This is a genomic window from Ramlibacter montanisoli (assembly GCF_013087525.1).
GTDB classification, from domain to species: domain Bacteria; phylum Pseudomonadota; class Gammaproteobacteria; order Burkholderiales; family Burkholderiaceae_C; genus Ramlibacter; species Ramlibacter montanisoli.
In genome coordinates, this window is record NZ_JABFCS010000001.1 from 1,419,994 (window position 1) to 1,441,622 (window position 21,629).

At 70.9% G+C, this 21,629-nt stretch carries 23 protein-coding genes and 4 pseudogenes; 16 read left to right on the forward strand and 11 right to left on the reverse strand.

Annotation, left to right across the window (positions count from 1 at the left end; genetic code table 11):
• Position 1: 1 nt before the first annotated feature.
• From HK415_RS07255 to HK415_RS07285, 7 genes and pseudogenes are all read left to right on the forward strand, one after another.
• Positions 2 to 271 (forward strand): type II toxin-antitoxin system Phd/YefM family antitoxin, encoded by a 270-nt coding sequence (locus tag HK415_RS07255; protein ID WP_171557745.1) that lies wholly within the window; start codon positions 2 to 4, stop codon positions 269 to 271.
• The gene (locus HK415_RS07260; RefSeq protein ID WP_171557747.1) at positions 268 to 690 is read left to right on the forward strand and encodes a type II toxin-antitoxin system VapC family toxin; all 423 of its coding nucleotides are present in this window, start codon (positions 268 to 270) and stop codon (positions 688 to 690) included. The genes HK415_RS07255 and HK415_RS07260 overlap by 4 nt, the downstream gene beginning before the upstream one ends.
• A gap of 8 nt (positions 691 to 698) precedes the next feature.
• The gene (guaA, locus tag HK415_RS07265) at positions 699 to 2,312 is read left to right on the forward strand and encodes a glutamine-hydrolyzing GMP synthase (RefSeq protein ID WP_171557749.1); all 1,614 of its coding nucleotides are present in this window, start codon (positions 699 to 701) and stop codon (positions 2,310 to 2,312) included.
• 201 nt (positions 2,313 to 2,513) lie between these two features.
• Positions 2,514 to 3,132, forward strand: a pseudogene (locus tag HK415_RS07270) (FMN-binding negative transcriptional regulator).
• Positions 3,132 to 3,347 carry a hypothetical protein gene (locus HK415_RS07275; RefSeq protein ID WP_171557751.1) on the forward strand — a complete coding sequence of 72 codons (216 nt, stop codon included), beginning with the start codon at positions 3,132 to 3,134 and terminating at the stop codon, positions 3,345 to 3,347. The pseudogene HK415_RS07270 and the gene HK415_RS07275 overlap by 1 nt, the downstream one beginning before the upstream one ends.
• Positions 3,348 to 3,376: 29 nt before the next feature.
• Positions 3,377 to 4,731: pseudogene (gene tadA / locus HK415_RS07280) on the forward strand (tRNA adenosine(34) deaminase TadA).
• 39 nt (positions 4,732 to 4,770) lie between these two features.
• On the forward strand, positions 4,771 to 5,646 hold the full coding sequence (locus tag HK415_RS07285) for an LD-carboxypeptidase (RefSeq protein ID WP_171557752.1): 876 nt from the start codon (positions 4,771 to 4,773) through the stop codon (positions 5,644 to 5,646).
• A 60-nt stretch (positions 5,647 to 5,706) separates the two neighbouring features.
• On the opposite strand, the gene HK415_RS07290 is transcribed toward HK415_RS07285, so the two are convergent.
• The gene (locus HK415_RS07290; protein WP_171557753.1) at positions 5,707 to 6,051 is read right to left on the reverse strand and encodes a hypothetical protein; all 345 of its coding nucleotides are present in this window, start codon (positions 6,049 to 6,051) and stop codon (positions 5,707 to 5,709) included.
• A 265-nt stretch (positions 6,052 to 6,316) separates the two neighbouring features.
• Between HK415_RS07290 and HK415_RS07295 the strand changes: the two genes are divergently transcribed.
• Positions 6,317 to 6,889, forward strand: a complete 573-nt coding sequence (locus HK415_RS07295; RefSeq protein ID WP_171557754.1) for a hypothetical protein — start codon at positions 6,317 to 6,319, stop codon at positions 6,887 to 6,889.
• A 15-nt stretch (positions 6,890 to 6,904) separates the two neighbouring features.
• Here the strand turns inward: HK415_RS07295 and HK415_RS07300 are convergent, their stop codons facing one another.
• A complete protein-coding gene (locus HK415_RS07300; RefSeq protein ID WP_171557755.1) occupies positions 6,905 to 7,354 on the reverse strand; it encodes a universal stress protein in 450 nt (149 codons plus the stop codon).
• A gap of 218 nt (positions 7,355 to 7,572) precedes the next feature.
• On the opposite strand from HK415_RS07300, the gene HK415_RS07305 reads away from it, so the two are divergent.
• Genes HK415_RS07305 through HK415_RS07320 form a run of 4 tightly spaced genes read left to right on the forward strand, consistent with a single transcriptional unit; the run spans position 7,573 to position 10,078 of the window.
• Entirely contained in the window at positions 7,573 to 7,962 is a 390-nt protein-coding gene (locus tag HK415_RS07305; RefSeq protein WP_171557757.1) for a response regulator, read from the forward strand.
• Between the two features lie 23 nt (positions 7,963 to 7,985).
• Positions 7,986 to 8,777: a fumarate/nitrate reduction transcriptional regulator Fnr gene (fnr, locus tag HK415_RS07310; protein WP_171557760.1), complete on the forward strand. Its 792-nt coding sequence runs from the start codon at positions 7,986 to 7,988 to the stop codon at positions 8,775 to 8,777.
• Between the two features lie 25 nt (positions 8,778 to 8,802).
• Positions 8,803 to 9,720 carry a DnaJ C-terminal domain-containing protein gene (locus HK415_RS07315; protein WP_171557762.1) on the forward strand — a complete coding sequence of 306 codons (918 nt, stop codon included), beginning with the start codon at positions 8,803 to 8,805 and terminating at the stop codon, positions 9,718 to 9,720.
• Positions 9,710 to 10,078 carry a chaperone modulator CbpM gene (locus tag HK415_RS07320; protein ID WP_171557765.1) on the forward strand — a complete coding sequence of 123 codons (369 nt, stop codon included), beginning with the start codon at positions 9,710 to 9,712 and terminating at the stop codon, positions 10,076 to 10,078. The genes HK415_RS07315 and HK415_RS07320 overlap by 11 nt, the downstream gene beginning before the upstream one ends.
• Positions 10,079 to 10,084: 6 nt before the next feature.
• Here HK415_RS07320 and HK415_RS07325 read toward each other — a convergent pair whose 3' ends face one another.
• The 5 genes and pseudogenes from HK415_RS07325 to HK415_RS07340 all read right to left on the reverse strand — a co-directional run bounded on the left by HK415_RS07325 (position 10,085) and on the right by HK415_RS07340 (position 13,350).
• Positions 10,085 to 10,669, reverse strand: a complete 585-nt coding sequence (locus tag HK415_RS07325; protein ID WP_171557768.1) for an NAD(P)H-dependent oxidoreductase — start codon at positions 10,667 to 10,669, stop codon at positions 10,085 to 10,087.
• Positions 10,666 to 11,280, reverse strand: a complete 615-nt coding sequence (gene prs / locus HK415_RS07330; protein WP_444965406.1) for a ribose-phosphate diphosphokinase — start codon at positions 11,278 to 11,280, stop codon at positions 10,666 to 10,668. Before prs ends, HK415_RS07325 begins: the two co-directional genes overlap by 4 nt.
• Before the next feature lie 103 nt (positions 11,281 to 11,383).
• Positions 11,384 to 11,557, reverse strand: a pseudogene (locus HK415_RS27435) (ribose-phosphate pyrophosphokinase-like domain-containing protein); the annotation flags it as partial.
• Positions 11,554 to 13,076 (reverse strand): annotated as a pseudogene (locus tag HK415_RS07335) (thymidine phosphorylase family protein). The pseudogenes HK415_RS07335 and HK415_RS27435, both read right to left, overlap by 4 nt.
• A 31-nt stretch (positions 13,077 to 13,107) precedes the next feature.
• Complete coding sequence (locus tag HK415_RS07340) at positions 13,108 to 13,350, reverse strand: HPF/RaiA family ribosome-associated protein (protein WP_309246813.1); 243 nt, start codon at positions 13,348 to 13,350, stop codon at positions 13,108 to 13,110.
• Between the two features lie 264 nt (positions 13,351 to 13,614).
• On the opposite strand from HK415_RS07340, the gene HK415_RS07345 reads away from it, so the two are divergent.
• The 4 genes from HK415_RS07345 (at position 13,615) to HK415_RS07360 (ending at position 16,585) form a co-directional block, all read left to right on the forward strand.
• Positions 13,615 to 14,220: a phosphoribosyltransferase gene (locus HK415_RS07345; RefSeq protein ID WP_171563223.1), complete on the forward strand. Its 606-nt coding sequence runs from the start codon at positions 13,615 to 13,617 to the stop codon at positions 14,218 to 14,220.
• Entirely contained in the window at positions 14,217 to 15,176 is a 960-nt protein-coding gene (locus tag HK415_RS07350; protein WP_171557773.1) for an acetyltransferase, read from the forward strand. The genes HK415_RS07345 and HK415_RS07350 overlap by 4 nt, the downstream gene beginning before the upstream one ends.
• Positions 15,177 to 15,243: 67 nt before the next feature.
• Positions 15,244 to 16,125, forward strand: a complete 882-nt coding sequence (locus tag HK415_RS07355) for a hypothetical protein (RefSeq protein WP_171557775.1) — start codon at positions 15,244 to 15,246, stop codon at positions 16,123 to 16,125.
• A 130-nt stretch (positions 16,126 to 16,255) separates the two neighbouring features.
• A complete protein-coding gene (locus HK415_RS07360; RefSeq protein WP_171557777.1) occupies positions 16,256 to 16,585 on the forward strand; it encodes a hypothetical protein in 330 nt (109 codons plus the stop codon).
• A gap of 44 nt (positions 16,586 to 16,629) precedes the next feature.
• Here HK415_RS07360 and HK415_RS24690 read toward each other — a convergent pair whose 3' ends face one another.
• The 4 genes from HK415_RS24690 to HK415_RS26225 form a co-directional block, all read right to left on the reverse strand.
• Positions 16,630 to 16,950 (reverse strand): P-loop nucleotide/nucleoside kinase family protein, encoded by a 321-nt coding sequence (locus HK415_RS24690; protein WP_309246814.1) that lies wholly within the window; start codon positions 16,948 to 16,950, stop codon positions 16,630 to 16,632.
• Complete coding sequence (locus HK415_RS24695) at positions 16,845 to 17,501, reverse strand: bifunctional aminoglycoside phosphotransferase/ATP-binding protein (protein WP_309246613.1); 657 nt, start codon at positions 17,499 to 17,501, stop codon at positions 16,845 to 16,847. Before HK415_RS24695 ends, HK415_RS24690 begins: the two co-directional genes overlap by 106 nt.
• A 563-nt stretch (positions 17,502 to 18,064) precedes the next feature.
• Positions 18,065 to 19,255 (reverse strand): efflux RND transporter periplasmic adaptor subunit, encoded by a 1,191-nt coding sequence (locus tag HK415_RS07370; protein WP_171557780.1) that lies wholly within the window; start codon positions 19,253 to 19,255, stop codon positions 18,065 to 18,067.
• Positions 19,256 to 20,360: 1,105 nt separating this feature from the next.
• Positions 20,361 to 21,626 carry an ABC transporter permease gene (locus tag HK415_RS26225; RefSeq protein ID WP_309246615.1) on the reverse strand — a complete coding sequence of 422 codons (1,266 nt, stop codon included), beginning with the start codon at positions 21,624 to 21,626 and terminating at the stop codon, positions 20,361 to 20,363.
• Positions 21,627 to 21,629: the final 3 nt, after the last annotated feature.

Consider the following 21,629-nt stretch of genomic DNA (forward strand, 5'->3'; position numbering starts at 1 on the left):
CATGCAGACCATTCCCGTTCACCAGGCGAAGGACCGCTTTTCCGCCCTGCTGCAGGCGGTGGAAGAGGGCGAGGAGATCGTCATCACCCGCCACGGCAGGAAGATCGCCCGCATCGTCCGCGAGACCGAGGAAGGGCCCGATGCCGCCGAGCAGCAGCGGCTGCGGCAGCAGGCACTGGCCGATCTGCGGGCCTTCCAGGCTCAGGTGAAGCCGCCGGTCGAAGGCTACTCGGACTGGAAGAGCCTGCGCGACGCCGGCCGCAAGGTGTGAAGCCCATCGTCATCGACTCCTCGGCTGCGGGAGCGTGGGTGATGCCCGACGAGCCCAACGCGGCGGCCCACGAGCTGTACGTGCAGGCACGCACCACCCCCGACCTGTTCCATGCTCCCGCGCTGTGGCTGTGGGAGATGGGCAACATGCTCGTGATGGGCCACGCGCGCAAGCGCATTTCCGCCGAACTCGTCGAGCAGGGCCTTGGGGTGCTGGCGCAAGCCCGGATCCAGTTCGACGCGGCCCCCAACGCGCATCGCCAGGGACAGGTGGCGCGCCTCGCGGCCACGCACGGCCTCACTTTCTACGACGCGAGCTATCTCGAACTGGTCCTGCGGCTGAACGGGCAGCTCGCCTCGCTGGACCGGCAACTCCTGGACGCGGCGCGCGCCTGCGGCATCGTCTGTCTCAGTTTCTGAATTCCATCATGCAACACGACAAGATCCTCATCCTGGACTTCGGCTCGCAGGTCACGCAGCTGATCGCCCGCCGCGTGCGCGAGGCGCACGTGTACTCGGAAGTGCATCCCTGCGACGTCAGCGACGAATGGGTGCGGCAGTACGCCGCCGACGGCCGCCTGAAGGGCGTGATCCTCTCCGGCAGCCACGCCAGCGTGTACGAGGAAACGACCGACAAGGCGCCGCAGGCGGTGTTCGAGCTGGGCGTGCCGGTGCTGGGCATCTGCTACGGCATGCAGACCATGGCGCACCAGCTCGGTGGCAAGGTGGAAAGCGGCCACAAGCGCGAATTCGGCTTCGCCGCCGTGCGCGCGCGCGGCCACACCGCGCTGCTGCGCGAGATCGCCGACTACACCACGCCGGACGGCCACGGCATGCTGAACGTGTGGATGTCGCACGGCGACAAGGTCGTCGACATGCCGCCCGGCTTCAAGCTGATGGCTTCGACCGAGAGCTGCCCGATCGCCGGCATGGCCGACGAGGCGCGGCGCTTCTACGCGGTGCAGTTCCACCCCGAAGTGACGCACACCGTGCAGGGCCGCGCGATCATCGAACGCTTCGTGCACGGCATCTGCAACGCGCGTCCCGACTGGGTGATGCGCGACCACGTGGCCGAGGCGGTGGAGGCGATCCGCAAGCAGGTCGGCGACGAGGAAGTGATCCTGGGCCTGTCCGGCGGCGTCGATTCCTCGGTGGCGGCGGCACTGATCCATCGCGCCATCGGCGACCAGCTCACCTGCGTGTTCGTCGACCACGGCCTGCTGCGCCTGAACGAGGGCGACATGGTGATGGACATGTTCGCGGGCAAGCTGCATGCGAAGGTGATCCGGGTGGACGCCGCCGACCTGTTCCTCGGCAAGCTGGCCGGCGTGAGCGAGCCGGAGGCCAAGCGGAAGATCATCGGCGGCCTGTTCGTCGACGTGTTCAAGGCCGAGGCCGCCAGGATCAAGCAGACCCATTCCCGCCACGTCGCCTGGCTGGCCCAGGGCACGATCTACCCGGACGTCATCGAGTCGGGCGGCGCCAAGAGCAAGAAGGCCGTCACGATCAAGAGCCACCACAACGTGGGCGGCCTGCCGGAGCAGCTCGGGCTGAAGCTGCTGGAGCCGCTGCGCGACCTGTTCAAGGACGAAGTGCGCGAACTGGGCGTGGCGCTCGGCCTGCCGCCCGAGATGGTGTACCGCCATCCCTTCCCGGGGCCCGGCCTGGGCGTGCGCATCCTGGGCGAGGTGAAGCGCGAATACGCGGAGCTGCTGCGCCGCGCCGACGACATCTTCATCCAGGAACTGCGCAACTTCCGCGACGAACACACCGGCAAGTCCTGGTACGACCTCACCAGCCAGGCCTTCACCGTCTTCCTGCCGGTCAAGAGCGTGGGCGTGATGGGCGACGGCCGCACCTACGACTACGTGGTGGCGCTGCGCGCCGTGCAGACCAGCGACTTCATGACGGCTGACTGGGCCGAGCTGCCCTACGCTCTGCTCAAGAAGGTCTCCAGCCGCATCATCAACGAGGTCCGCGGCATCAACCGTGTCACCTACGACGTGAGCAGCAAGCCGCCGGCGACGATCGAGTGGGAGTGAGGCTCTCCCGTACCGCGCGGTGCAGGAGCGGCAAGGAACTGTCCGACTCGGCGAGGTAAAGGAGGAGGCGCGGGCTTGCCCGCGCCGGGGGACACTCGCAGAGGCGGACAGTTTCTTGCCGCTCCGGCCCGGAGGGCACCGACGCCACGACGGACGTGCCGCACCGGGGCGTTCCCCGACCTCCCGGTGCACAATTCGGCCATGTACCAGCCGCCGCAGTTCAAGTCCGACGATGCCGCGACCGCCGCGGAGCTGATGCGCTCGCATCCCTTCGCCAGCCTGATCTCCAACGACGACACCGGCTTTCCCTTCGTCACGCACCTGCCGCTGCACCTCGAGCAGCGTGACGCCGGCTTCGTGCTGCTTGGCCACTGCGCCAAGCCCAATCCGCACTGGCGCTACCTGCAGGCGCGGCCCGATGCGCTGGTCACCTTCTTGGGGCCGCACGCCTATCTCTCGCCCTCGGTCTACCCCGACCTGCAGCGCGTCCCCACCTGGAACTACCTCACCGTGCATTGCCGCGTGCGCGCGCGCCTGGTGGAGGATCCACTGGCCAAGGACAGGCTGCTGAAGAAGCTGATCGGAGACCACGAGCCCGCGTACGCGGAGCAGTGGCGCAGCCTCGGCGAGGAGTTCGCCCACAAGATGCTGGCCGGCATCGTCGGCTTCGAGCTGGACGTGGTGGAATGGTCCTGCAAGCTGAAGCTGAACCAGCACCGGCGCGAGGCGCATCTGCGCATGCGCGAGGTCTATGCCGCCGGCAGCCAGGACGAAGCAGCTCGCCGCATGGATGGAGCGGCTCGGAATGGAGGGCAAGTGATGCGCGCAGTCTTCGGGATCGTCGGCCTGCTGGCCGTGGTGCTGGTCGTCGGCATGCTGGCGAAGAAGCAGCTGGGCGCGGGCGTGGCCCCCGCCGGCGCCGGCACGGAGGGCAGTGTGCCCGTCGCCACGCCGAAACAGCAGGTGCAGCAGTTCGAGCAGGCCGTGCAGGGCGTGATGCAGCAGGCGCGTCCCATGCCCGAGAACGACAAGTGAGCACCGCGCCGGCGCGCGACGAGCGTTTCATGCGCGAGGCGCTGGCGCAGGCGCAGCTGGCGCTGCAGGCGGGCGAAGTCCCGGTCGGTGCCGTCGTCGTGCACGGCGACGCCATCGTGGGCCGCGGCCACAACGCGCCCGTTTCCAGCCACGATCCCACGGCGCACGCCGAGATCCGCGCGTTGCAGGATGCCGCGCGGACGCTCGGCAACTACCGCCTGGACGGCTGCGAGCTGTTCGTGACCCTGGAGCCCTGCGCGATGTGCAGCGGTGCCATGCTGCACGCGCGCCTCGCGCGCGTGGTTTACGGCGCTGCGGATCCCAAGACGGGTGCGGCAGGGTCGGTGCTCGACCTCTTTGCGCAGCAGCGCCTGAACCACCAGACCGCCCTCAGCGGCGGCGTGCTTGCGGCCGATTGCGCGGAACTGCTCACGGGCTTCTTCCGGCAACGCCGGCAGGAAGCCCGCCTCAATGCACAGCCGCTGCGCGAGGACGCCCTGCGCCCGCCGGAAGATCGTTTCCGCGACCTGCCGGGCTACCCCTGGCCGCCGCACTACGTGAACGACCTGCCTTCGCTTGCCGGCCTGCGCATGCACTACCTGGACGAAGGCCCGCGCGATGCGCCGCTGACCTGGCTGTGCCTGCACGGCAACCCGGCGTGAGCTACCTGTACCGCCGCATGCTGCCCGTGTTCGTCGAGGCCGGCGGCCGCGTGGTCGCGCCCGACATGATCGGCTTCGGCAAGAGCGACAAGCCCAAGCGCGAAGCCGCGCACGGCTTCGAGTGGCACCGGCAGGTGCTGCTGGAATTCGTGGAGCGGCTGGACCTGCGCAACATCGTGCTGGCCGTGCAGGACTGGGGCGGGCTGCTCGGGCTCACGCTGCCGATGGAGGACCCCGCGCGCTATCGCGGCCTGCTGGTGATGAACACCACGCTGGGCACCGGCGACGCGCCCTTGAGTCCCGGTTTCCTCGCCTGGCGCGAGATGTGCGCGAAGAACCCCGAGTTCGACCTCGGCCGCCTGTTCGCGCGCGGCAACCCGCACCTGCGCCCGGAGGAGTGCGCCGCCTACAACGCGCCCTTTCCGGACGGCGGCCACCGGGCCGCGCTGCGCGCCTTCCCGCCGATGGTGCCGGACCGGCACGACGCGAACGGCGCGGCCATCTCCCGGCAGGCGCGCGAGTTCCTGTCGCAGCGCTGGGAGGGGCAGAGCTTCATGGCCGTCGGCGCGCAGGACCCGGTGCTGGGCACCTTCGTGATGCAGGCGCTGCGCGAGCAGATCCGCGGCTGCCCCGAGCCCATGGTGCTGCCCCAGGCCGGCCACTTCGTGCAGGAGCACGGCGAGGAAATCGCGCGCAGGGCAGTGGGATACTTCCGCCCGTGACGCAGAAAAACGCATCTACATCTTCTCCCCTCCAGTGCCGTGCGCAACAAGGCCGCCGTCCGCCGGGCGACGGCGCGGCTGAAGGCCCTGGGCCATGAAGTCGAACTCGACCCCGCGGTGTTCGCCACGCACATGCGCTTCGCCGGCGACGACGAAACGCGGCTGGCGGCGGTCGAACGCGCCGCGGCCAGCGGCGCCGACGTGGCCATCATCACCCGCGGAGGCTACGGGCTCACGCGCCTGCTGCCCAGGCTGCCGTACAAGGCGATCGCCAAGGCGATCGACCGGGGCACGGAGTTCGTCGGCCTGAGCGACTTCACGGCCTTCCAGAACGCCGTGCTGGCGGAGACCGGCCGCATCACCTGGTCGGGCCCGGCCATCGGCGAGGACTTCGGCGTCGAGGCCGAGCCCGACGAGATCATGCAGGCCTGCTTCGAGGACCTGGTGTGCGGCCAGGGCGAAGGCACCGGCTGGCAACTGCCCGCCGCCGAACGCAGGGACGCGCCGCTGCAGGAAAAGGGCGTGCTGTGGGGCGGCAACCTGGCGATCGTCGCGGCGCTGGCCGGCACGCCCTGGATGCCCAAGGTCAAGGGCGGCATCCTGTTCCTGGAGGACGTGCACGAGCACCCCTACCGCGTGGAACGCATGCTGACCCAGCTGCTCTACACCGGCGTGCTGCAGAAGCAGAAGGCCATCCTGCTCGGCCACTTCACCAACTGGCTGCCGGTGCCGCACGACAAGGGCTTCAAGCTCAGGACGGTGATCGACTGGCTGCGCACGCAGGTGAAGGCGCCGGTGCTCACCGGGCTGCCCTTCGGCCACGTGCCCACCAAGGTGTGCCTGCCGGTGGGCGCCAAGGTGACGCTGGCCACGGAAGGCCGCGATGCCTTCGTGCTCTGGGGCCACCGGCACTAGGCAAGAGGCGCCAGGCAACAAAAAAGCGCGGCAGGCCGCGCTTCGTCGGGGATGCGGCGTTCAGCCCATGAGCGGGCTGGGGCGCGAGGTGAGGCTGCCGGGCAGCAGGCCGTCGAACATGCGCGTGATCTGCTGGATCTTCTGGCGGGCGGCCATCTCGCCATGCGTGGCTGCCAGGGCCGCGAGCACGTCGCCCCGCAGGTACCAGAGCGCCTGGATGTCGTTCGCATAGCGCACGCGGCGCGTCACGTTGGCGAACTGCTTGGCGCCCGCCTGACCGAGCAGGGCGAGCATGGCTTCGCGGATGTCCTCCGTGCCCGTTTCCAGCACCGAATCGCTCGGCGTCACGGGGTTGCCGAGAAGGCCGTAGATGCTGTTGCGGAGGGTGCCTTTGAAGAAACGCATGGTCAGGCTTGTTGTACCAACGACTTTTTCGATTCGGGCTGGGAAAGTTATTCCCATTGTCCTCGGTTGACAAGCACCTTGCGTGACGGAGTTCACGAAGAGCGGCACTGAAAACGTGGGCTTCGTTACCGAAGGTCAGCCGTTGCTTCCGCCCGCCGCGTGTCTGTAGTCCTTTCTATTTAATCGGGGCTGTCGTTGCGGGGACCGCCTGTCGGGCTTGACGTGCATCAACCGTGGGGCCGTGCTTTGTTTGCACATTTGGGCCATGCATGCACGAATCCTTGCCACCGCCGCCGTGGCAGCCCTGCTCGCCGGCTGCACCGCGATGCTTCCGCGCGGCAGCACCGACGCGCCGTCGCCCTTCCCGACCTTCAAGGACGCCCAGGAGGCCGCGGAGAAGATCGTGCCCTTCAAGACGCCCAGCTCCGAGCTGTCGAAGCTCGGTTTCGATGCCGTGCACGGCCGCAACGTCACGGTGATCCCGTACCCGGACATCGTGGCGCGCCTGGCGCCGTATTCCGGCGTGCCCCTGGACCAGCTCGACCCCGGCATCCGCACCTGCATCCTGGCCAAGACGGCCTGCCGCGGCTACGTGTTCCGCTTCGCGAAGGAAGACCGCAGCCGCGAAGGCGGCTTCTGGGCCGACTTCCTCAATGTGACGCGCGAAACGCACGTGCGCGGCTGGTGGTTCGAGGCCCTGGTGGTCGTCAACGACGGCACGGTGCTGTTCCGCAATGTCTCCGGCCAGCCGCACGTGGAACGGCTGGTCAGGGAGAGGAACCCGCTGGGTCCGTTCCAGCCGGCAGGCGAGGGCGCCGGCGCGGTGCTCCTGCGCTGACCCTGCCAGGCCGGCTCAGTGGGCCGGCGACTCCTGCGAGCGGATCGTCAGCACCGGCACCGGTGCCAGCCGCAGGACCTGCTCCGCGCCGCTTCCCAGCAGCACCCGGCCCACGCCGCGGCGGCCGTGGGTGCCCGTGACGATGAGGTCGGCTTCCCAGCTGCGCGCTTCGTCGGCCACCACTTCGCCGATGCGGGCGCCGGGCGCTTCCGCCAGCTTGGTGTCGGCCGGCACGCCCGCCGATTTCGCCATGTCCAGGGCGTCGTCCAGCACCTTCACGGCGTAGTCGCGGGCGATCTTCAGCAGGTCGCCGCCGATCTCGTAGCCGCTCAGGTAGGCCAGTTCGTCGAGGACGTGGACCAGGCGCACGCGCCCGCCGTTCTCGCGCGCCATCTGCAGGGCCGCCACCACGGCCTTGTTGGAGGTTTCGCTGCCGTCCACCGGCACCAGGATGCGCTTGTACATGGTGTGCTCCTTGCAAACGTGAGAGGGGTAGCCCCATCGTGGTCCATCGGCGCGAAGGCCCCTTGAGGGGGATCAAGCGGACGCGCTTTGGCGCTGCGGGGCTAGGACGATTCCTAGGCCGCCTCGGCGGCACGGCCGGTCCGATTCGGACTCCTCCGAGCCTGAGATTCAGCCGCCGCCGATGTTGCGCGAAGCCGCCTTCCGCGATAGTTCAGTCCATGATTTCGAAGGCTTCCTCCCTCAAGGTGTTCCTCGCGGACGACTCGCAGCAGATCCGCCAGCGCGTGAACGACCTGCTGTCCACCGCCGAAATGGCCGTGGTCGGCGAAGCGGCGACGCCCGACACCTGCATCTCCGGCATCCTGGATTCGCATCCCGATGTCGTGGTGCTCGACGTGCAACTCGAAGGCGGCAGCGGCCTGCAGGTGCTCAAGGCGGTGCGTTCCGCCGACCCTGAAGTCGCCTTCGTCGTGTTCAGCAACAACTCCGCGCCTGCCTACCGCAAGCGCTACCTGGGCGAGGGCGCGGTGCGCTTCCTCGACAAGAGCACCGAATTCGACCAGCTCGCGCAGGCCGTCGCCACGGCCGGCCGCCGCTCCGTTCATTGAATCCAGAGGAAGAGGGAACCACCATGCAAGCCACGCAACGCGCCATCGCCACCGCCCCCGTGCACATCGTTGCCCGCCAGCAGCGCATCGACCTGGACGGCACCCCGGCGCCGATCAAGACCCAGTGCTCCACCTGCCACCTGAAGGACCTGTGCCTGCCCTGCGGCCTCACGGGCACCGACGTGGAACGCCTGGACAGCCTCAAGTTCGCCCGCCGCCGCGTCAAGGAAGGCCAGGCGCTGTACCACGAAGGCGAGAAGTTCCAGTTCATCTACGCCGTGCGCAGCGGCACCTTCAAGTCGCACCTGACCCTGAAGGACGGCCGCGAGCAGGTCACCGGCTTCCAGATGGCCGGCGAACTGCTGGGCCTGGACGGGCTGGCCTCCGGCAAGCACGCCAGCAGCGCCATGGCCCTGGAAGACGCGGAGATCTGCGCCATCCCCTACGCCCACCTGAGCGAGCTGGCCGCCGGCAGCCCCGACCTGCAGCACGTGATCTCCCGCCTGATGAGCCGCGAGATCGTGCGCGAGCACAGCCTGATGATGCTCCTGGGCAGCATGAACGCCGAGGAGCGCCTGGCCGCCTTCCTGCTGAACATCTCCCAGCGGATGAAGGCCCGCGGCTACTCGCCCAGCGAATTCCACCTGCGCATGTCGCGTGCCGAGATCGGCAGCTACCTGGGCATGAAGCTCGAGACCGTCAGCCGCACCTTCTCCGCCTTCGCCCAGCAGCGCCTGCTGGAAGTGGACAAGAAGCACGTGCGCATCACGGACCTCGACGGCCTGCAACAGGCCTTCGACATGCGGGTGCAGTAAGCTGCGAGGCCCACACCGGCCCGCCGTGAAATACAAGGATTACTACGCCGCACTCGGCGTGCCGCGCGACGCCGATGCGGAGGCCATCAAGAAGGCCTACCGCAAGCTCGCCCGGCAGCACCACCCCGACGTGTCCAAGGACGCCGGGGCCGAGGCGCGTTTCAAGGACGTCGCCGAGGCCTACGCCACGCTCAAGGACCCGGAAAAGCGCGCGGCCTACGACGCCCTGGGGCGCCGCGGCGGCGAGGAATTCAGCCCGCCGCCGCAATGGCAGCACGACTTCGCGGGTGGCGCCGCCTTCCAGGACCTGGACCTGGCCGACCTGCTGGATGCGCTCGCGCGCGGGCGCGGCCGCCCGCGCCGGGCCCAGAGCGTGCCCCTGCGCGGGCAGGACTTCGAGACCAGCGCGCGCGTCTCGCTGGAAGACGCCCACCGCGGCACCACCCTCAGCCTGGACGTCACCCACGAGGACGGCACGCGCACGCTCGCGGTGACCGTGCCGGCCGGCGTCACCGACGGCCAGCGGCTGCGCCTGCGCGGCCGGGGCGGCCCCGGCCGCCATGGCGGGCCCGCCGGCGACATCTACCTGCACATCCAGCTCGCCCCGCATCCGGTGTTCCGCACCGACGGCCACGACCTCTACTTCGACCTGGCGCTGGCGCCCTGGGAAGCAGTGCTCGGCGCCGACGTCGAAGTCCCCACCCTGGACGGCCCGGTGCTGTTGACGGTCCCCCACGGCACCCAGTCCGGGCGTAAGCTGCGGCTGCGGGGACGCGGCCTGGCCAACGGACACGGCGGCCGCGGCGACCTCTATGCGCTGGCGCGCATTGACGTGCCGGCCAGCCTCACCCCGCGCGAGCGCGAACTGTTCCAGGAGCTTGCGCGCGAGTCGCGCTTCGACCCGCGTGCCACCGTTGCCAAGGAGGCCGGACATGGCCACTGACGTCACTGACCTGCACTGGCTGGACCCGCACCGGAGCATCGAGCAGGGCGAGCTGGCGACCATGTGCAGCCTGACCATCGCCGAACTCGACGAACTGGTGGAGTACGGCGCGCTGCTGCCGGTGGCCGCGGATGCCGCGCCGCGCCAGTTCAGCGCGGCCTGCGTCGCGCCCCTGCGCGAAGCGGTGCGCCTGCGCGGCTACTACGACCTGGACCTGTTCACCGTCAGCCTGCTGCTGGGCTACCTGCAGCGCATCGACCACCTGGAGCACCAGCTGCGCGCGCTGCACGCCCACGTGCCGCATCCGCAGGTTCTGCCGCGCGAAGGGCCCACGCCCTGGCGCGAACCGCACGCCTGAACCGGCTCAGTGCGCCTCGCGCCCGAGGCGCCGCATCCGCTCCATCCAGTCCCCCACGCGCGCGGCGGACAGCTGCCCGACGCCGCCGATCAGGGTGGCGCGCACGGGCGCGATGCCCACGAAATTCAGCACGTTGCGCCTGAGCGAGCGGATGCTGTGCGCCGCGAACCACCAGCGGTAGACGAAGGCCGGCATGCCCATGGTCACCACCAGCCGCGCGGAGCGGCCGGTGAGCCCCTTGCTGGTGAACGCGGTGCGTGCGCCCTCGCCGAACGCGAAGCCCGGGCGCGCCACCTGCTCCAGGAAGCCCTTGAGCAGCGCCGGCATGTCGCCCAGCCAGAGCGGGAAGAAGAACACGATGTGCTGCGCCCAGGCGATGTCCTGCTGCGCCTGCGCCAGTCCGGCCGGCACCGGCTCCTGTTCCCAGGCGTGCTGGCTGCGCAGCAGCGGGAAGTCCAGCCGCGCGACCTCCAGCAGTCGCACCTCGCTGGCCGTCTGGCGGGCGCCTTCGGCATAGGCGCCGGCGAGGGCGTGGCACAGGTGGGCCGCGCCGGCATCCGGGTGGCCCTGGACGATCAGGATGCGCGTCATGCGGTGCCGATCGCCCGCACGCCCTCGGCCAGCAGGGCGGCCACGCCGATCGCGTTGGTGGGATGCGGAACGGTGTCGCAGCTGGCGACGCGCGCGATGCCCGCACGGTGCAGCATGTCGAGCGCGGCGGCGTCCATCAGCGCATGCACGCCCACGCACAGAGGCCGGCCCCAGCCGGCGCCGCGCAGCACGTGGGCGGCGGCCGCCATGGTGTGGCCGCTGGAGATGATGTCGTCCACCAGCACCGGCGTGCGGCCCTCGTGCGGCACGCCCTGCGGCAGGCGAACCTGCACGTCGCGGTCACCGCGCCTTTCCTTGGTCATGACGACGTAGGGCACGCCGACGCGGCCGGCGACGTCGGCCACCCACTGCTCGCTCTCGCTGTCGGGGCCCACCAGGATCGCCTGCGGCACCTCGCGTCGCAGCCAGTCGGCGATGGCGGGTGCGGCGGCCACCACGTGGCTGCGGATGCTGTAGATCGCGTCCAGGCTGGGCCAGCGGTGCAGGTGCGGGTCCACCGTCACCAGCCAGTCGATCGTGGAGGAGAGCAGCCGCGCGTAGCTGCGCGAGGTGATCGCCTCGCCGGGCCGGAAGCGGTCGTCCTGGCGCATGTAGGGCAGGTAGGGCGCCACCAGGCCGACCTGCAGCGCACCCAGCTCGCGCGCGTCGGTCGGCGGCGAACACCAGCGCCAGCGTCTTGTCGTCCGGGCGGTCCAGGTGCCCCACCAGCAGCACGCGCTGGCCGGTGACCCCGGTGCGCAGCCGCACCACCACTTCGCCGTCGGGAAAGCGGTGCGCTTCCACGGTGCTCGCCGCGCAGTGGAGTTGCTGCGCAAGGGTCTCGGCCAGTCGCTCCGCCCCGGGCAGGGCCAGGATGATCGTGTTCATGCGTCCTCGCTGACGTGCACCGTCTCCGCTTGCGCGCAGGCGTAATCCAGAGCGTACGCCAGTTCCCCGGCGAATCCGCATGCAATGTGAACAGCGGCTGGCCGCGCTCCACGAAGTCGCCCACGCGCACGTGCAGGTCGATCCCCGCGCAAGGAGCCTGGGGCGCGCCTGCGAGCTTGGCGATGCGCGCGAGCCGCCGGTTGTCGACGCCGAGGACGGAGCCGGAGCGCTGCGCCACGAGCTCGTGCCGGAAGGCGGCCACCGGCGGCGCGCGCAGTCCGCCCTGCGCCTCGCAGATCTCCTCGAACTTGCGCCAGGCGCGGCCGTCGGCGAGCACCTGGGCGGCGGTCGGCAGGCCCATGCCGGCCGGAACCACGCCGCCCATTTCCAGCAGGTGTCCCGCCAGCAGCAGCGAGCGCTCGGCCAGGTCCGGCGGCGCCAGCGGCTCATTGCGCAGCACGGCCAGCACGTCGCGCGCTTCCAGCGCCGGGCCGATGCCGCGGCCGACGGGCGCGCTGCCGTCGGTCTGCACCACGCGCAGCCTGAGGCCCATCGCGTGCGCGGTGGCTTCGAGCTGGTGCGTGAGGGTGGTGGCCGCGGCGGCACTGCGCACCTTGGCCGTGGGGCCCACGGGAATGTCGATCAGGACGTGCGTGGAGCCCGCCGCCACCTTCTTCGACAGCACCGAGGCCACCAGCTGGCCCTGGCTGTCGAGGTCCAGCGGGCGCTCGACGCGGATCAGGATGTCGTCGGCCGGGCTCAGGCGCACCGAGCCGCCCCACACGATGCAGCCGCCGGTGCGCTCCACGATGCGTCGGATCGCGGCCACGTCGTGGTCCACCGGCGCCACGGTCTCCATCGCGTCGGCGGTGCCCGCCGGCGAGGTGATCGCGCGCGACGAGGTCTTGGGCATGCGCAGCCCGCAGGCCGCCACGATGGGCACCACGATCATGGTGGTGCGGTTGCCGGGCAGGCCGCCGACGCAGTGCTTGTCCATCACCAGGCCCGGCCCCCAGGCGATGCGCTCGCCGACGTCCACCATGGCGCGGGTGAGCGACACCGTCTCCTCCAGGTCCAGCCGTTCGCCCGCGCAGGCGGTGACGAAGGCAGCGAGCTGGAGTTCCGAATAGCGCCCGGCGGCCACGTCGGTGATCACCGCCCGCAATGCGCTTTCGGTCAGCTTGCGGCCGTAGACCTTGGCGCGCACGTGGCCCAGGGACTCGAGCGGCGGCGGATGCCGCAGCGACACCGGGGCGCCCTCGGGCGCGCGCAGCAGGCGCCACGCCGCCTCGGAAACGCCGGCCTCGGCGACGTCGAGGAAATCGTCGTGGACCACGTTGAGGGTGGCCACGATGGTGCGGCCGTCGACGGTGAGTTCCACCCGCGACTGCGCCTCGAAGCCTTCCGAGTGGCACACGGGGCAGTCGCGGTGCATGTAGAGCACCGGCTCCTGGTAGGTGTCGATGCCCAGCCGGCGCAGCCGCAGCAGCGCGGGCGGGGCGGCGGGTGCGGCGGTCATGTCGGCTCCGGCGTGCCTGCCGCCGCGGCGATCAGGAATGCCGCTGGGCCTCGCGCCGCACGCGCACGAAGTCCTCCAGCTTGCGCTGGGCGGCGTCGAAGGCATCGCGCAGGGCGACATACACGTCCTCGTCGTGCGCCCGCGTGATGGCCAGCTCCTGCCCCGGCACCGTGATGTCCACGCGCACGGAGAAGGGACGTCCCTGGCGCTGGTGCTTGTGTTCCTGGTCGATGGTGACGCGCCATGCCGTCACGTCGGGGCACATGCGCTCGATGTGGGAGACGCGCGTGCACGGCGGCTTCGACGGCCTGGGAGGGAGTGAGTCCGAGGAAACGGAGGTCGAGTGGAATCTTCATGGGGTCCACGATGGCGCATGGCGGGTTCTGATGAGTTGAGCTGCCTCAAGGTGAGGGCGGAAGGGAGCGTGGGCCGCGTACGCGGCGATTGGCGGCAGCGGCGGGAAGGTGTACGGTACGTGGCGCCGGCACTTCGGGCAAGCCGGAACGGGGTGGACGCTTTGGTCCTGTTCGAAGACCGCATGGATGCCGCCGGCCAGCTGGCCGAGGCCCTGGCGCACCTGCGCGGCACGCGCCCGCTGGTGCTCGCCATCCCGCGCGGTGCCGTGCCCATGGCGGCACTGGTCGCGCAGAAGCTGCAGGGCGACCTGGACCTCGTGCTGGTGCGCAAGCTGCACGCACCGGGCGCACCCGAGTTCGCGATCGGCGCCGTCGACGAGGCGGGCTGGGTGTACCTCGCGCCGCATGCTTCCGCGGTGGGAGCCACGGCGGCCTACGTCGCCGAGGAGAAGGCGGCGCAGATGCAGGAGCTGCGCCGGCGCCGCCAGCTGTACACGCCCGGCCGCTCGGCACCGGACGTGGCGGGCCGCACGGTGATCGTCGTCGACGACGGGCTGGCCACCGGCGCCACCATGGTGGCCGCCCTGCATGCCGTGCGCCAGCGCGGCCCGGCGAAACTGGTCTGCGCGGTGCCGGTGGCTTCCGAGGAAAGCGTGAAACTCGTGCGGCAGCATGCCGACGAGGTCGTGTGTCCCAACGTGCCGAGGCGCTTTTCCGCCGTGGGGCAGTTCTATCGAACCTTTCCGCAGCTGGAGGACGAGGAGGTGATCCGGCTGCTGCATTCATGACCCACTTCGATGTCTTCAACGGCGACGCGGACGGGATCTGCGCGCTGCAGCAGCTTCGCCTGCAGCGGCCGTGCGATGCCGTGGCTGTCACCGGCGTCAAGCGGGACATCGCGCTGCTGAAGCGCGTGCCGGCCCGCGCGGGCGACAGCGTCACGGTGCTCGACGTCTCGCTGGCGCGCAACCGCGACGCGCTGCAGGACCTGCTGTCCCTGGGCGTCGCCGTCGAATACTTCGACCATCACTTCGCCGGCGAGATCCCCGCGCATCCGAAGCTCGCCGCCCACATCGATCCGGATCCGGCCGTCTGCACCAGCGTGCTGGTGGACCGCCATTTGCAGGGCCGCCACCGCGCCTGGGCCGTGGCCGGCGCCTTCGGCGACAACCTGCCGTGCACCGCCACCACACTGGCGCGCAGCCTGGCCCTCGGTGCGCGCGAGTGCGAAACCTTGCGGGCGCTCGGCGAGGCCATCAACTACAACGCCTACGGCGAAAGCGAAGAGGACCTGCAGGTGGCGCCGGCGCGGCTGGCGGCGCTGGTGCGGCCCTACCAGGACCCGCTGGCCTTCGCCGCGGACTCCCCAGTCGCGCAAGCCCTGGTGGCCGGCAAGGAGCAGGACCTGGCCGTGGCGCTCGCCGTCCGGCCCGGGCACGTGCTGGCCGGCGCTTCCGTCTACCTGCTGCCGGACGCGGCCTGGGCGCGGCGCGTGCACGGCGCCTTCGCCAATGCGCTCAGCCAGCGCGAGCCGGCGCGCGCGCATGCCGTGCTGTGCCCGCGTCCGGGTGGGCACTTCGTGGCCAGCGTGCGGGCGCCGCGCGATGCTCCCCAGGGCGCGGATGCGCTGTGCCTGGCCTTTCCCACCGGTGGCGGCCGCGCCGGGTCGGCCGGCATCGATGCCTTGCCCGCCGCCCGCGTGGACGATTTCCTGCGCGCGCTGGCCGGCGCCTGGCCCGGATGAGCGCCTCTGCCGTGAGGGCATTGACGGGCGTCAAGCCCGCTTTACACGCTGCTCCTATCGTTGCGGCATGAACCGACTCTTCCTGTGCGCCTCCCTGGCGCTGGCCTTGCTCCTGCCCGTCGCTTCGCACGCCGCCGGCGCTCTGGGTCCGGCGGGCCTGCGCAGCCATCACTCGGCCATCGGCGCCCAGCTGGCCAACAACTCCTTCGGCGGCCCGCTGGTGCTGCAGTCCGAGGAGGTGTCCCGGCGCGTCGACGGCGATGTGTACGCCGTCCTCGAGCACCCGTTTCCCGCGGTCGCGGCCGCCCTGAAGGACCCCGGCCAGTGGTGCGAGATTCTCATCCTGCACCTCAACACCAAGTTCTGCCGCCGCTCCGAGGAGCAGGGCGCCACCCGGGTGGAAGTGCGCGTGGGCAAGAAGCAGCCGCAATCCGTGCAGGCGGCCTCGCTGCTCGCGTTCACCTGGCGGCCGCCCCGCATGCAGTCCGACTACGTGGCCGTGCAGATGGATGCCGCCGACGGCCCCTACGACACGCGCGACTACCGGCTGCTGGCCGAGGCCATCCCGCTCGAGGGCGGACGCACCTTCCTGCACATGGGGTACGCCCTGAGCTACGGCGGCGCGAGCGACTTCGCCATGCAGCTCTACCTGGGCACGATCGGCCGCGACAAGGTGGGCTTCACCCGCATCAAGGCGCCGCGCGCGGACGACGACGGCTTCGTGGGCGGCATGCGCGGCGTGGTGGAGCGCAACACAATGCGTTACTACCTGGCGATCGATGCCTATCTCGATTCGCTGTCGGCCCCCGCGGGGCAGCAGCTGGAGAAGCGCCTGCAGGCCTGGTTCGACGCGACCGAGAAGTACCCGCGCCAGCTGCACGAGGTAGCACGGGAAGATTACCTGCAGATGAAGCGCAGCGAGGTGCAGCGGCAAAGCGTCGCGCGGTAGCGGCAACACGGATGTGGTTGACGAAAGTCAAGTTCATTTCCCGGGCGGCATGAATACTCATCCCAGGATCTGATTGTTTTCAGCTCCCCGAGAGAAACCCTCATTCGTCACCCCCGGAGGATCCATCCTTATGAAGAAACCCCTGCTGACCCTGAGCATCGCGCTCGCTTCCCTCTTCGCCGCCAGCGCCTTCGCGCAGAAGGACGTTCCGGGTGAAGGCCGTGCCGCCCCCGCCGCCAAGGCGACCCCGGCCGAGAAGGCTGCCGCCAAGGACGCCCGCAAGGCCGAAGGCGCGGCTGCCGCCAAGGCCGACCAGCCGGGCGAGAAGCCCAGCAACGCCGCGAGCAAGAAGGTCGCCAAGACCGACAAGGAAGCTGCCAAGGCCAAGCGCAAGGCAGCCGGCGCCGCTGCCGCCAAGTCGAAGAAGGACGCCACCGCCGCCGGCGGCCCCGCTTCCTGATCGCGAACTTGCGCAAGACAAGGCGGACCTGCGGGTCCGCTTTTTCATGGGTGCGCCACGAAGGCGCGTTCTGCGTCGTCCAGCGCTTCGGCCACTGCGCCCAGCTTCGCCAGCACGGCCAGGTCGGCTTCGGACGCATCGCCCCGGCGTGAGCGCAGCCGCTCCTGCAGGACGGCCTGGGGTGCCTCGCAGGCCAGGATGGTGAAGGGCACGCCCTCGGCGTCCGCCAGCGCACGTGCGGCGGAACGCTCCTCGCGTTTCAGGAAAGCAGCGTCCAGGACGACGGGCCAGCCCGCCCGCAGGGCGATGCGGGCCAGCGCGAACAGGCGCTGGTAGGTCCGGCCGGTCGCATCGGCCGTGTAGATCTCGACGCCCTGTCCGCGCGAGGAAGCCAGCGCCTCCAGGCCGAAGAGCCGCTGCGCTCCACGTCCGAGCGGATGCGGATCGCCCCCTCGTGCTCCAGCAGGCGCTGCGAAGCGAAGGTCTTGCCGGACCCGGGCAGGCCGTGGGTGATGACGAGCCGCGGCGCAGCGCGGCGGCGCCACGCGAGCGCCTGGCCCGCGTAGGCCAGGGCGGCCTCGGAGCGCCGCGTGCGCAGGTTCTCCACCATCGCCCGCACCAGCGCCCGGTACGCCAGGCACAGGCGCAAGCCGGCCACGCCCTCGTATTCGCCGGTGTGTTCCAGCCAGGCATTGAGGAAGCGGGAGGCCAGGGCCGGCGTCGCGCGGGCGGCGAGGTCCATCTGCGTGAAGGCCACGTCCTCGACCACGTCGATGCAGCGCAGCGCGTCGTCGAACTCGATGCAGTCGAAGGCCGCGATGGCGCCGTCCAGCTCCAGGATGTTGGCCAGGTGCAGGTCGCCGTGGCATTCCCGGGTGTGCCCCGCGGCCCGGCGGGCCTGCCACAGCGGCGTCACCGCGCCGCCTGTCCCGTGATCCAGGCCCGCAGCTCGGTGGCTTCGCCTGCCGCCAGCAGCTCGGCGCATCCCTCCAGCGCTGCGAGCGCGCGGTGCGCCAGCGGGCGCCGGTGGCGGGCTGCGTCACGGGAGGGGCCGCCAGGTGGAAGCCGGCCAGGCGCTGCGCGAGGCGATCGACGTCCGCCGGGGCGAGGGTCCCGGCGAGCGCGCGTTCGCTGAAGAGGGCGCCGTCCGGGAAGCGGCGCATGCGCACGGCGTAATCCAGCGTTTCACCGCTGCCATCGAACCCGGGCGCGTCAGGGGGACCGGTGATGCGCGAGACACCGAGGTAGAGGGAGGGCGCCAGCCGCCGGTTCAGCCGCAGCTCCTCCTCGCAGAAGTGCCGCCGCAATTCGATCGTGGAGTAATCCAGGAAGGGCAGCCGCACCGGCTTCTTCAGCTTGTAGGCCAAGCCTTCCGCCAGCAGCACCCAGGAGATGTGGGTCTCGATCACGCGCGCGCGAGGCGGCGGGCGAGGGCGTCGACCAGGTCGGAAGCGGCGTGCGGCATGGACCCCGCGGATGCTAAGGCCTGCGCGCCTGGACCCGCTTGCCCTCGGCGACCGCGGGCGGCGGATAGACGATCACCTTCTGGCCCGCCTGCAGTCCGCCGCGCACCCAGGCCTCGTTGCCGTTGCGCCCGCCCAGTTCCACCGGCTGCAGCTTCGCCTTGCCGTCCTGCACGACGTACACCCCGGTGCCCCCATCGCCGATGGGGAACAGCGCGCCGACCGGTGCCAGCAGAGCCTGGTCCACGCTCTGCGTGATCACGCGCAGCGTGACGCGGTAGCCGTCCCCCATGGCCTGCCAGCCGGGCGGCGGGCTGTCCAGGTCGACGATGACCTTCACCCGCTGCTCCTCGATGCCCAGTGCGGAGACCTTGGTGAAGGCCGCGGGCTCGACGCGGCGCACGCGCCCCTCCACCGGCGGGCCGCCCCAGCGTTCCACGACCGCGCGGCGGCCGGGTTGCGCCTGCACCGCGTCGGTCGTCAGCAGCTCGGCGATCACTTCCATGCGGGCCGGGTCGCCCACGTCCAGGAGTGCCGTGCCGGCAGGGACCGTGCCCTCGCTGGCCTGCGGGACCTTCAGGACCACACCCGGCACCGGGGACTTCACGTTCAGCGGCTTGCCGCCCTGCGCGCCGTTGGCGGGCAGCAGGGCGGCGGCGGCCTGCGCCTCGTCGTGCCCCGCGGCGTCGCGCTCGGCACGCGCGGCATCCACCTCGCGGCGCGCGCCGGACAGGGCGAGCCGCGCGCTGTCCAGGCGGGAGGCGGACAGGAAGCCCTCGCGCGCCAGCTTCTCGACCCGGTGCAGTTCCAGCTGCGCTTCCTCGGCGCCCAGCTGCGCCCGCGCCACCCGGGCCGCCGCGCGCGTGACGTTCGCCTTCGCCGCATGGTGGCGCTCGGTGGCTTCGCGGTTGCTGCGCGCATCCACCATCGCCGACATCGCCGGCAGCAGCACCGCCACCGTGTCGCCGGCGGCCACGCGGTCGCCTTCGCGCAGGCTGATGCGCAGCACCCGCGCCGCCACCGGGGCGGACACCGTGTAGCGGTCCTTCAGCCGCGTGCGCCCGTCCTCCTCGATGGCCTGTTCGTAGCGGCCGTTGACGATGGTGGCCGTCTCCACCGGCACCGGCTTGGGCGAGAACGCCCAGGCCAGCAGGCCGGCGGCGGCGACGGCGGTCACGCCCAGCAGCAGGTATTTCTTGCGGAACATTGCTTCACTCCCGTGTCTTGAGGGCCGCGACCATGTCGAGGCGGTCGATGCGCCGGCGCACCACCAGCGCGCTGGCGACGCCGGCGGCGACCACGCAGATGGCGGCCCAGGCATAGGTGCGCGGCTGGATCACCACCGGAAAGGCGAACTGGTCGGAGCGCATCAGCTCCACCACCGAATGCGTCAGCGCCCAGCCGAGGAACATGCCCAGCGGCAGGGCCACCGCGATGCCGATGGCCAGCTCGGCCCAGCAGCAGCACCGAGACCTCGGTGCGCGTGAACCCCAGCACGCGCAGGCTGGCCAGCTCCCAGGTCCGTTCGGCCAGCGCGATGCGCGCGTTGTTGTAGACGACGCCGACGGCGATCACCGCCGCGAACAGGGTGAGGATCGTGCTCATGATCCGCACGTTGCGGGCGCTGATCTCCTGCATGTTGCGCAGCATCGTCGCCTTGCTGAACGCGCCCGCCACGCGCGGCAGCCCCTGCGTGGCCTCCAGCACACGGGGCAGGTCGCTGCCGCTCACGCGCAGGCTGAAGAAATTGGCCACGTCGCCGTCGCCCAGCGCCCGGTTCAGCGCATCGCGCTGCATGAAGGCGTTCAGGCCCATCATGTCGCTGACGGTCGCCTGCACCCGCATCTCGACGAAGCCGCGCTTGCCCTCGCGCAGTTCCACGGTCACGCGGTCGCCCGGCTTCAGGCCCAGTTTCTCGGCCAGGCGGTCGGTCATCAGCAGCCCGTCGGCCGGCGCGAGCGCCGGCTGCCGTTGCGCATCGATCACGCGCTGCAGCCTGGCCACCGCGGCATGGCCGTCGATCAGGCCCTTCTCGCTGCGCGCGCCGTGGATGAAGCGCACGGCCAGCCGGCGGCCGGTTTCCACCTCCATCACGCCGGGCAGGCGCGCGAGTTCGCGGCCGGCGGCGGCATCGACCTGGTCCGTCATCCAGACGATCACGTCCGATCGCATGCCCAGGTTGAACTGCGAGTCGACGATGGCGTCGATGGCGTCGCGGAAGAAATTGCCCATGATCACGATTGCCACCGAGGCCGCGATGCCGCCCACCGTGAGCGCTGAGCGCAGCGGCCGGCGTTCGATGTTGCGCAGGATCATGCGCAGCGCGGGGTCCAGCCGCAGCCGCGGGATGCGCTCCAGCAGGGCCTGGCGGTAGCTGCCCGGCGCCGGCGGCCGCATGGCTTCCGCCGGGGACAGGCGCACCGTGGCGGCGATCGCGGTGAGCGTGCCCAGCACCGCCGTCGCGGCCACGATCGCCAGGCCGATCCAGGCCAGCGCCGGGGGATGTCGTGTTCGAAGGCGGGAAAGCGGAAGAACTCGGCGTACAGGCCGGTGATCAGCGTGCCCATCCAGCTTCCCAGCATCAGGCCGAGCAGGTAGCCGCCCGCCACCATAGGCGTGACCAGCTTCAGGTAGTGCAGGGCGATGGCGCCGTCGCGGTAGCCCAGGGCCTTGAGCGCCGCCACCTGTTCGCGCTGCGTGGCCACCAGGCGCGCGGTCACCACGTGCAACAGGAAGCCGGCCACGGCCAGGAAGATCGCGGGCAGCACGGTGCCCAGCACGCGCTGCTCGCGGATCTCGTTGCCCAGCATGGCGTGCGAACCCTGCTCGTCGCGCGCATGGGCCGGCATGCCGCCCAGGGACTGCAGGCGGCGGTTCAGCGCATCGAGCACGGCGGGCTCGGACGCATTCGGCGACAGCTTCAGCGCCACGCGGGTGAAGGCGCCGCGCATGTCCATCGCCGCGGCCAGTTCGTCCTTGTCGGTCCAGAAGACGCCGAAGGCGCGCAGGTCCGGCATGCCCATGATGCCGCCGAAGATGTACTCGGGCGACAGCGCGGTACCCGTGATGCGCAGCGTGCGCCGCTTGCCGTTCACCAGCGCCGAGACCGCGGAGCCGGGACGCAGCTTGTGCGCCTCGGCGAAGCTCACGTTGACCACCGCTTCCAGCTCGCCGCCCGCGCGCGACCCGGCTTCCGGCCAGCGGCCGCTGCGCAGCTGCACCTGGTTCAGGCGCTGGGGCCGGCGCGCGTCCCGGCCGATCAGTTGGCCGATGACGGGGTCGACCGTGCCGGGCACGCTCACGCGCGCGACCGCCTCGACCGTCGTCTGCACGTCGACCACGCCCGGGACCTCGGCCAGCCGCGAGGCCATCGCATCGGGCGCCCGCCGGACCACGGCGAACACGTCGGCGAACTGGCCGGACGCGTAGAACGCGTCGCGCGCGCCCTCCAGCGAGGAGACCGCCGACAGCGTGGCGATGAAGCCGCCGATGCCGCTGGCCACGACCAGCGCGATGGTGAGCGCCTGGCTCCAGAGCAGGCGCAGGTCGCGCAGCACCTTGCGATCGAGGGCCTTCATGGG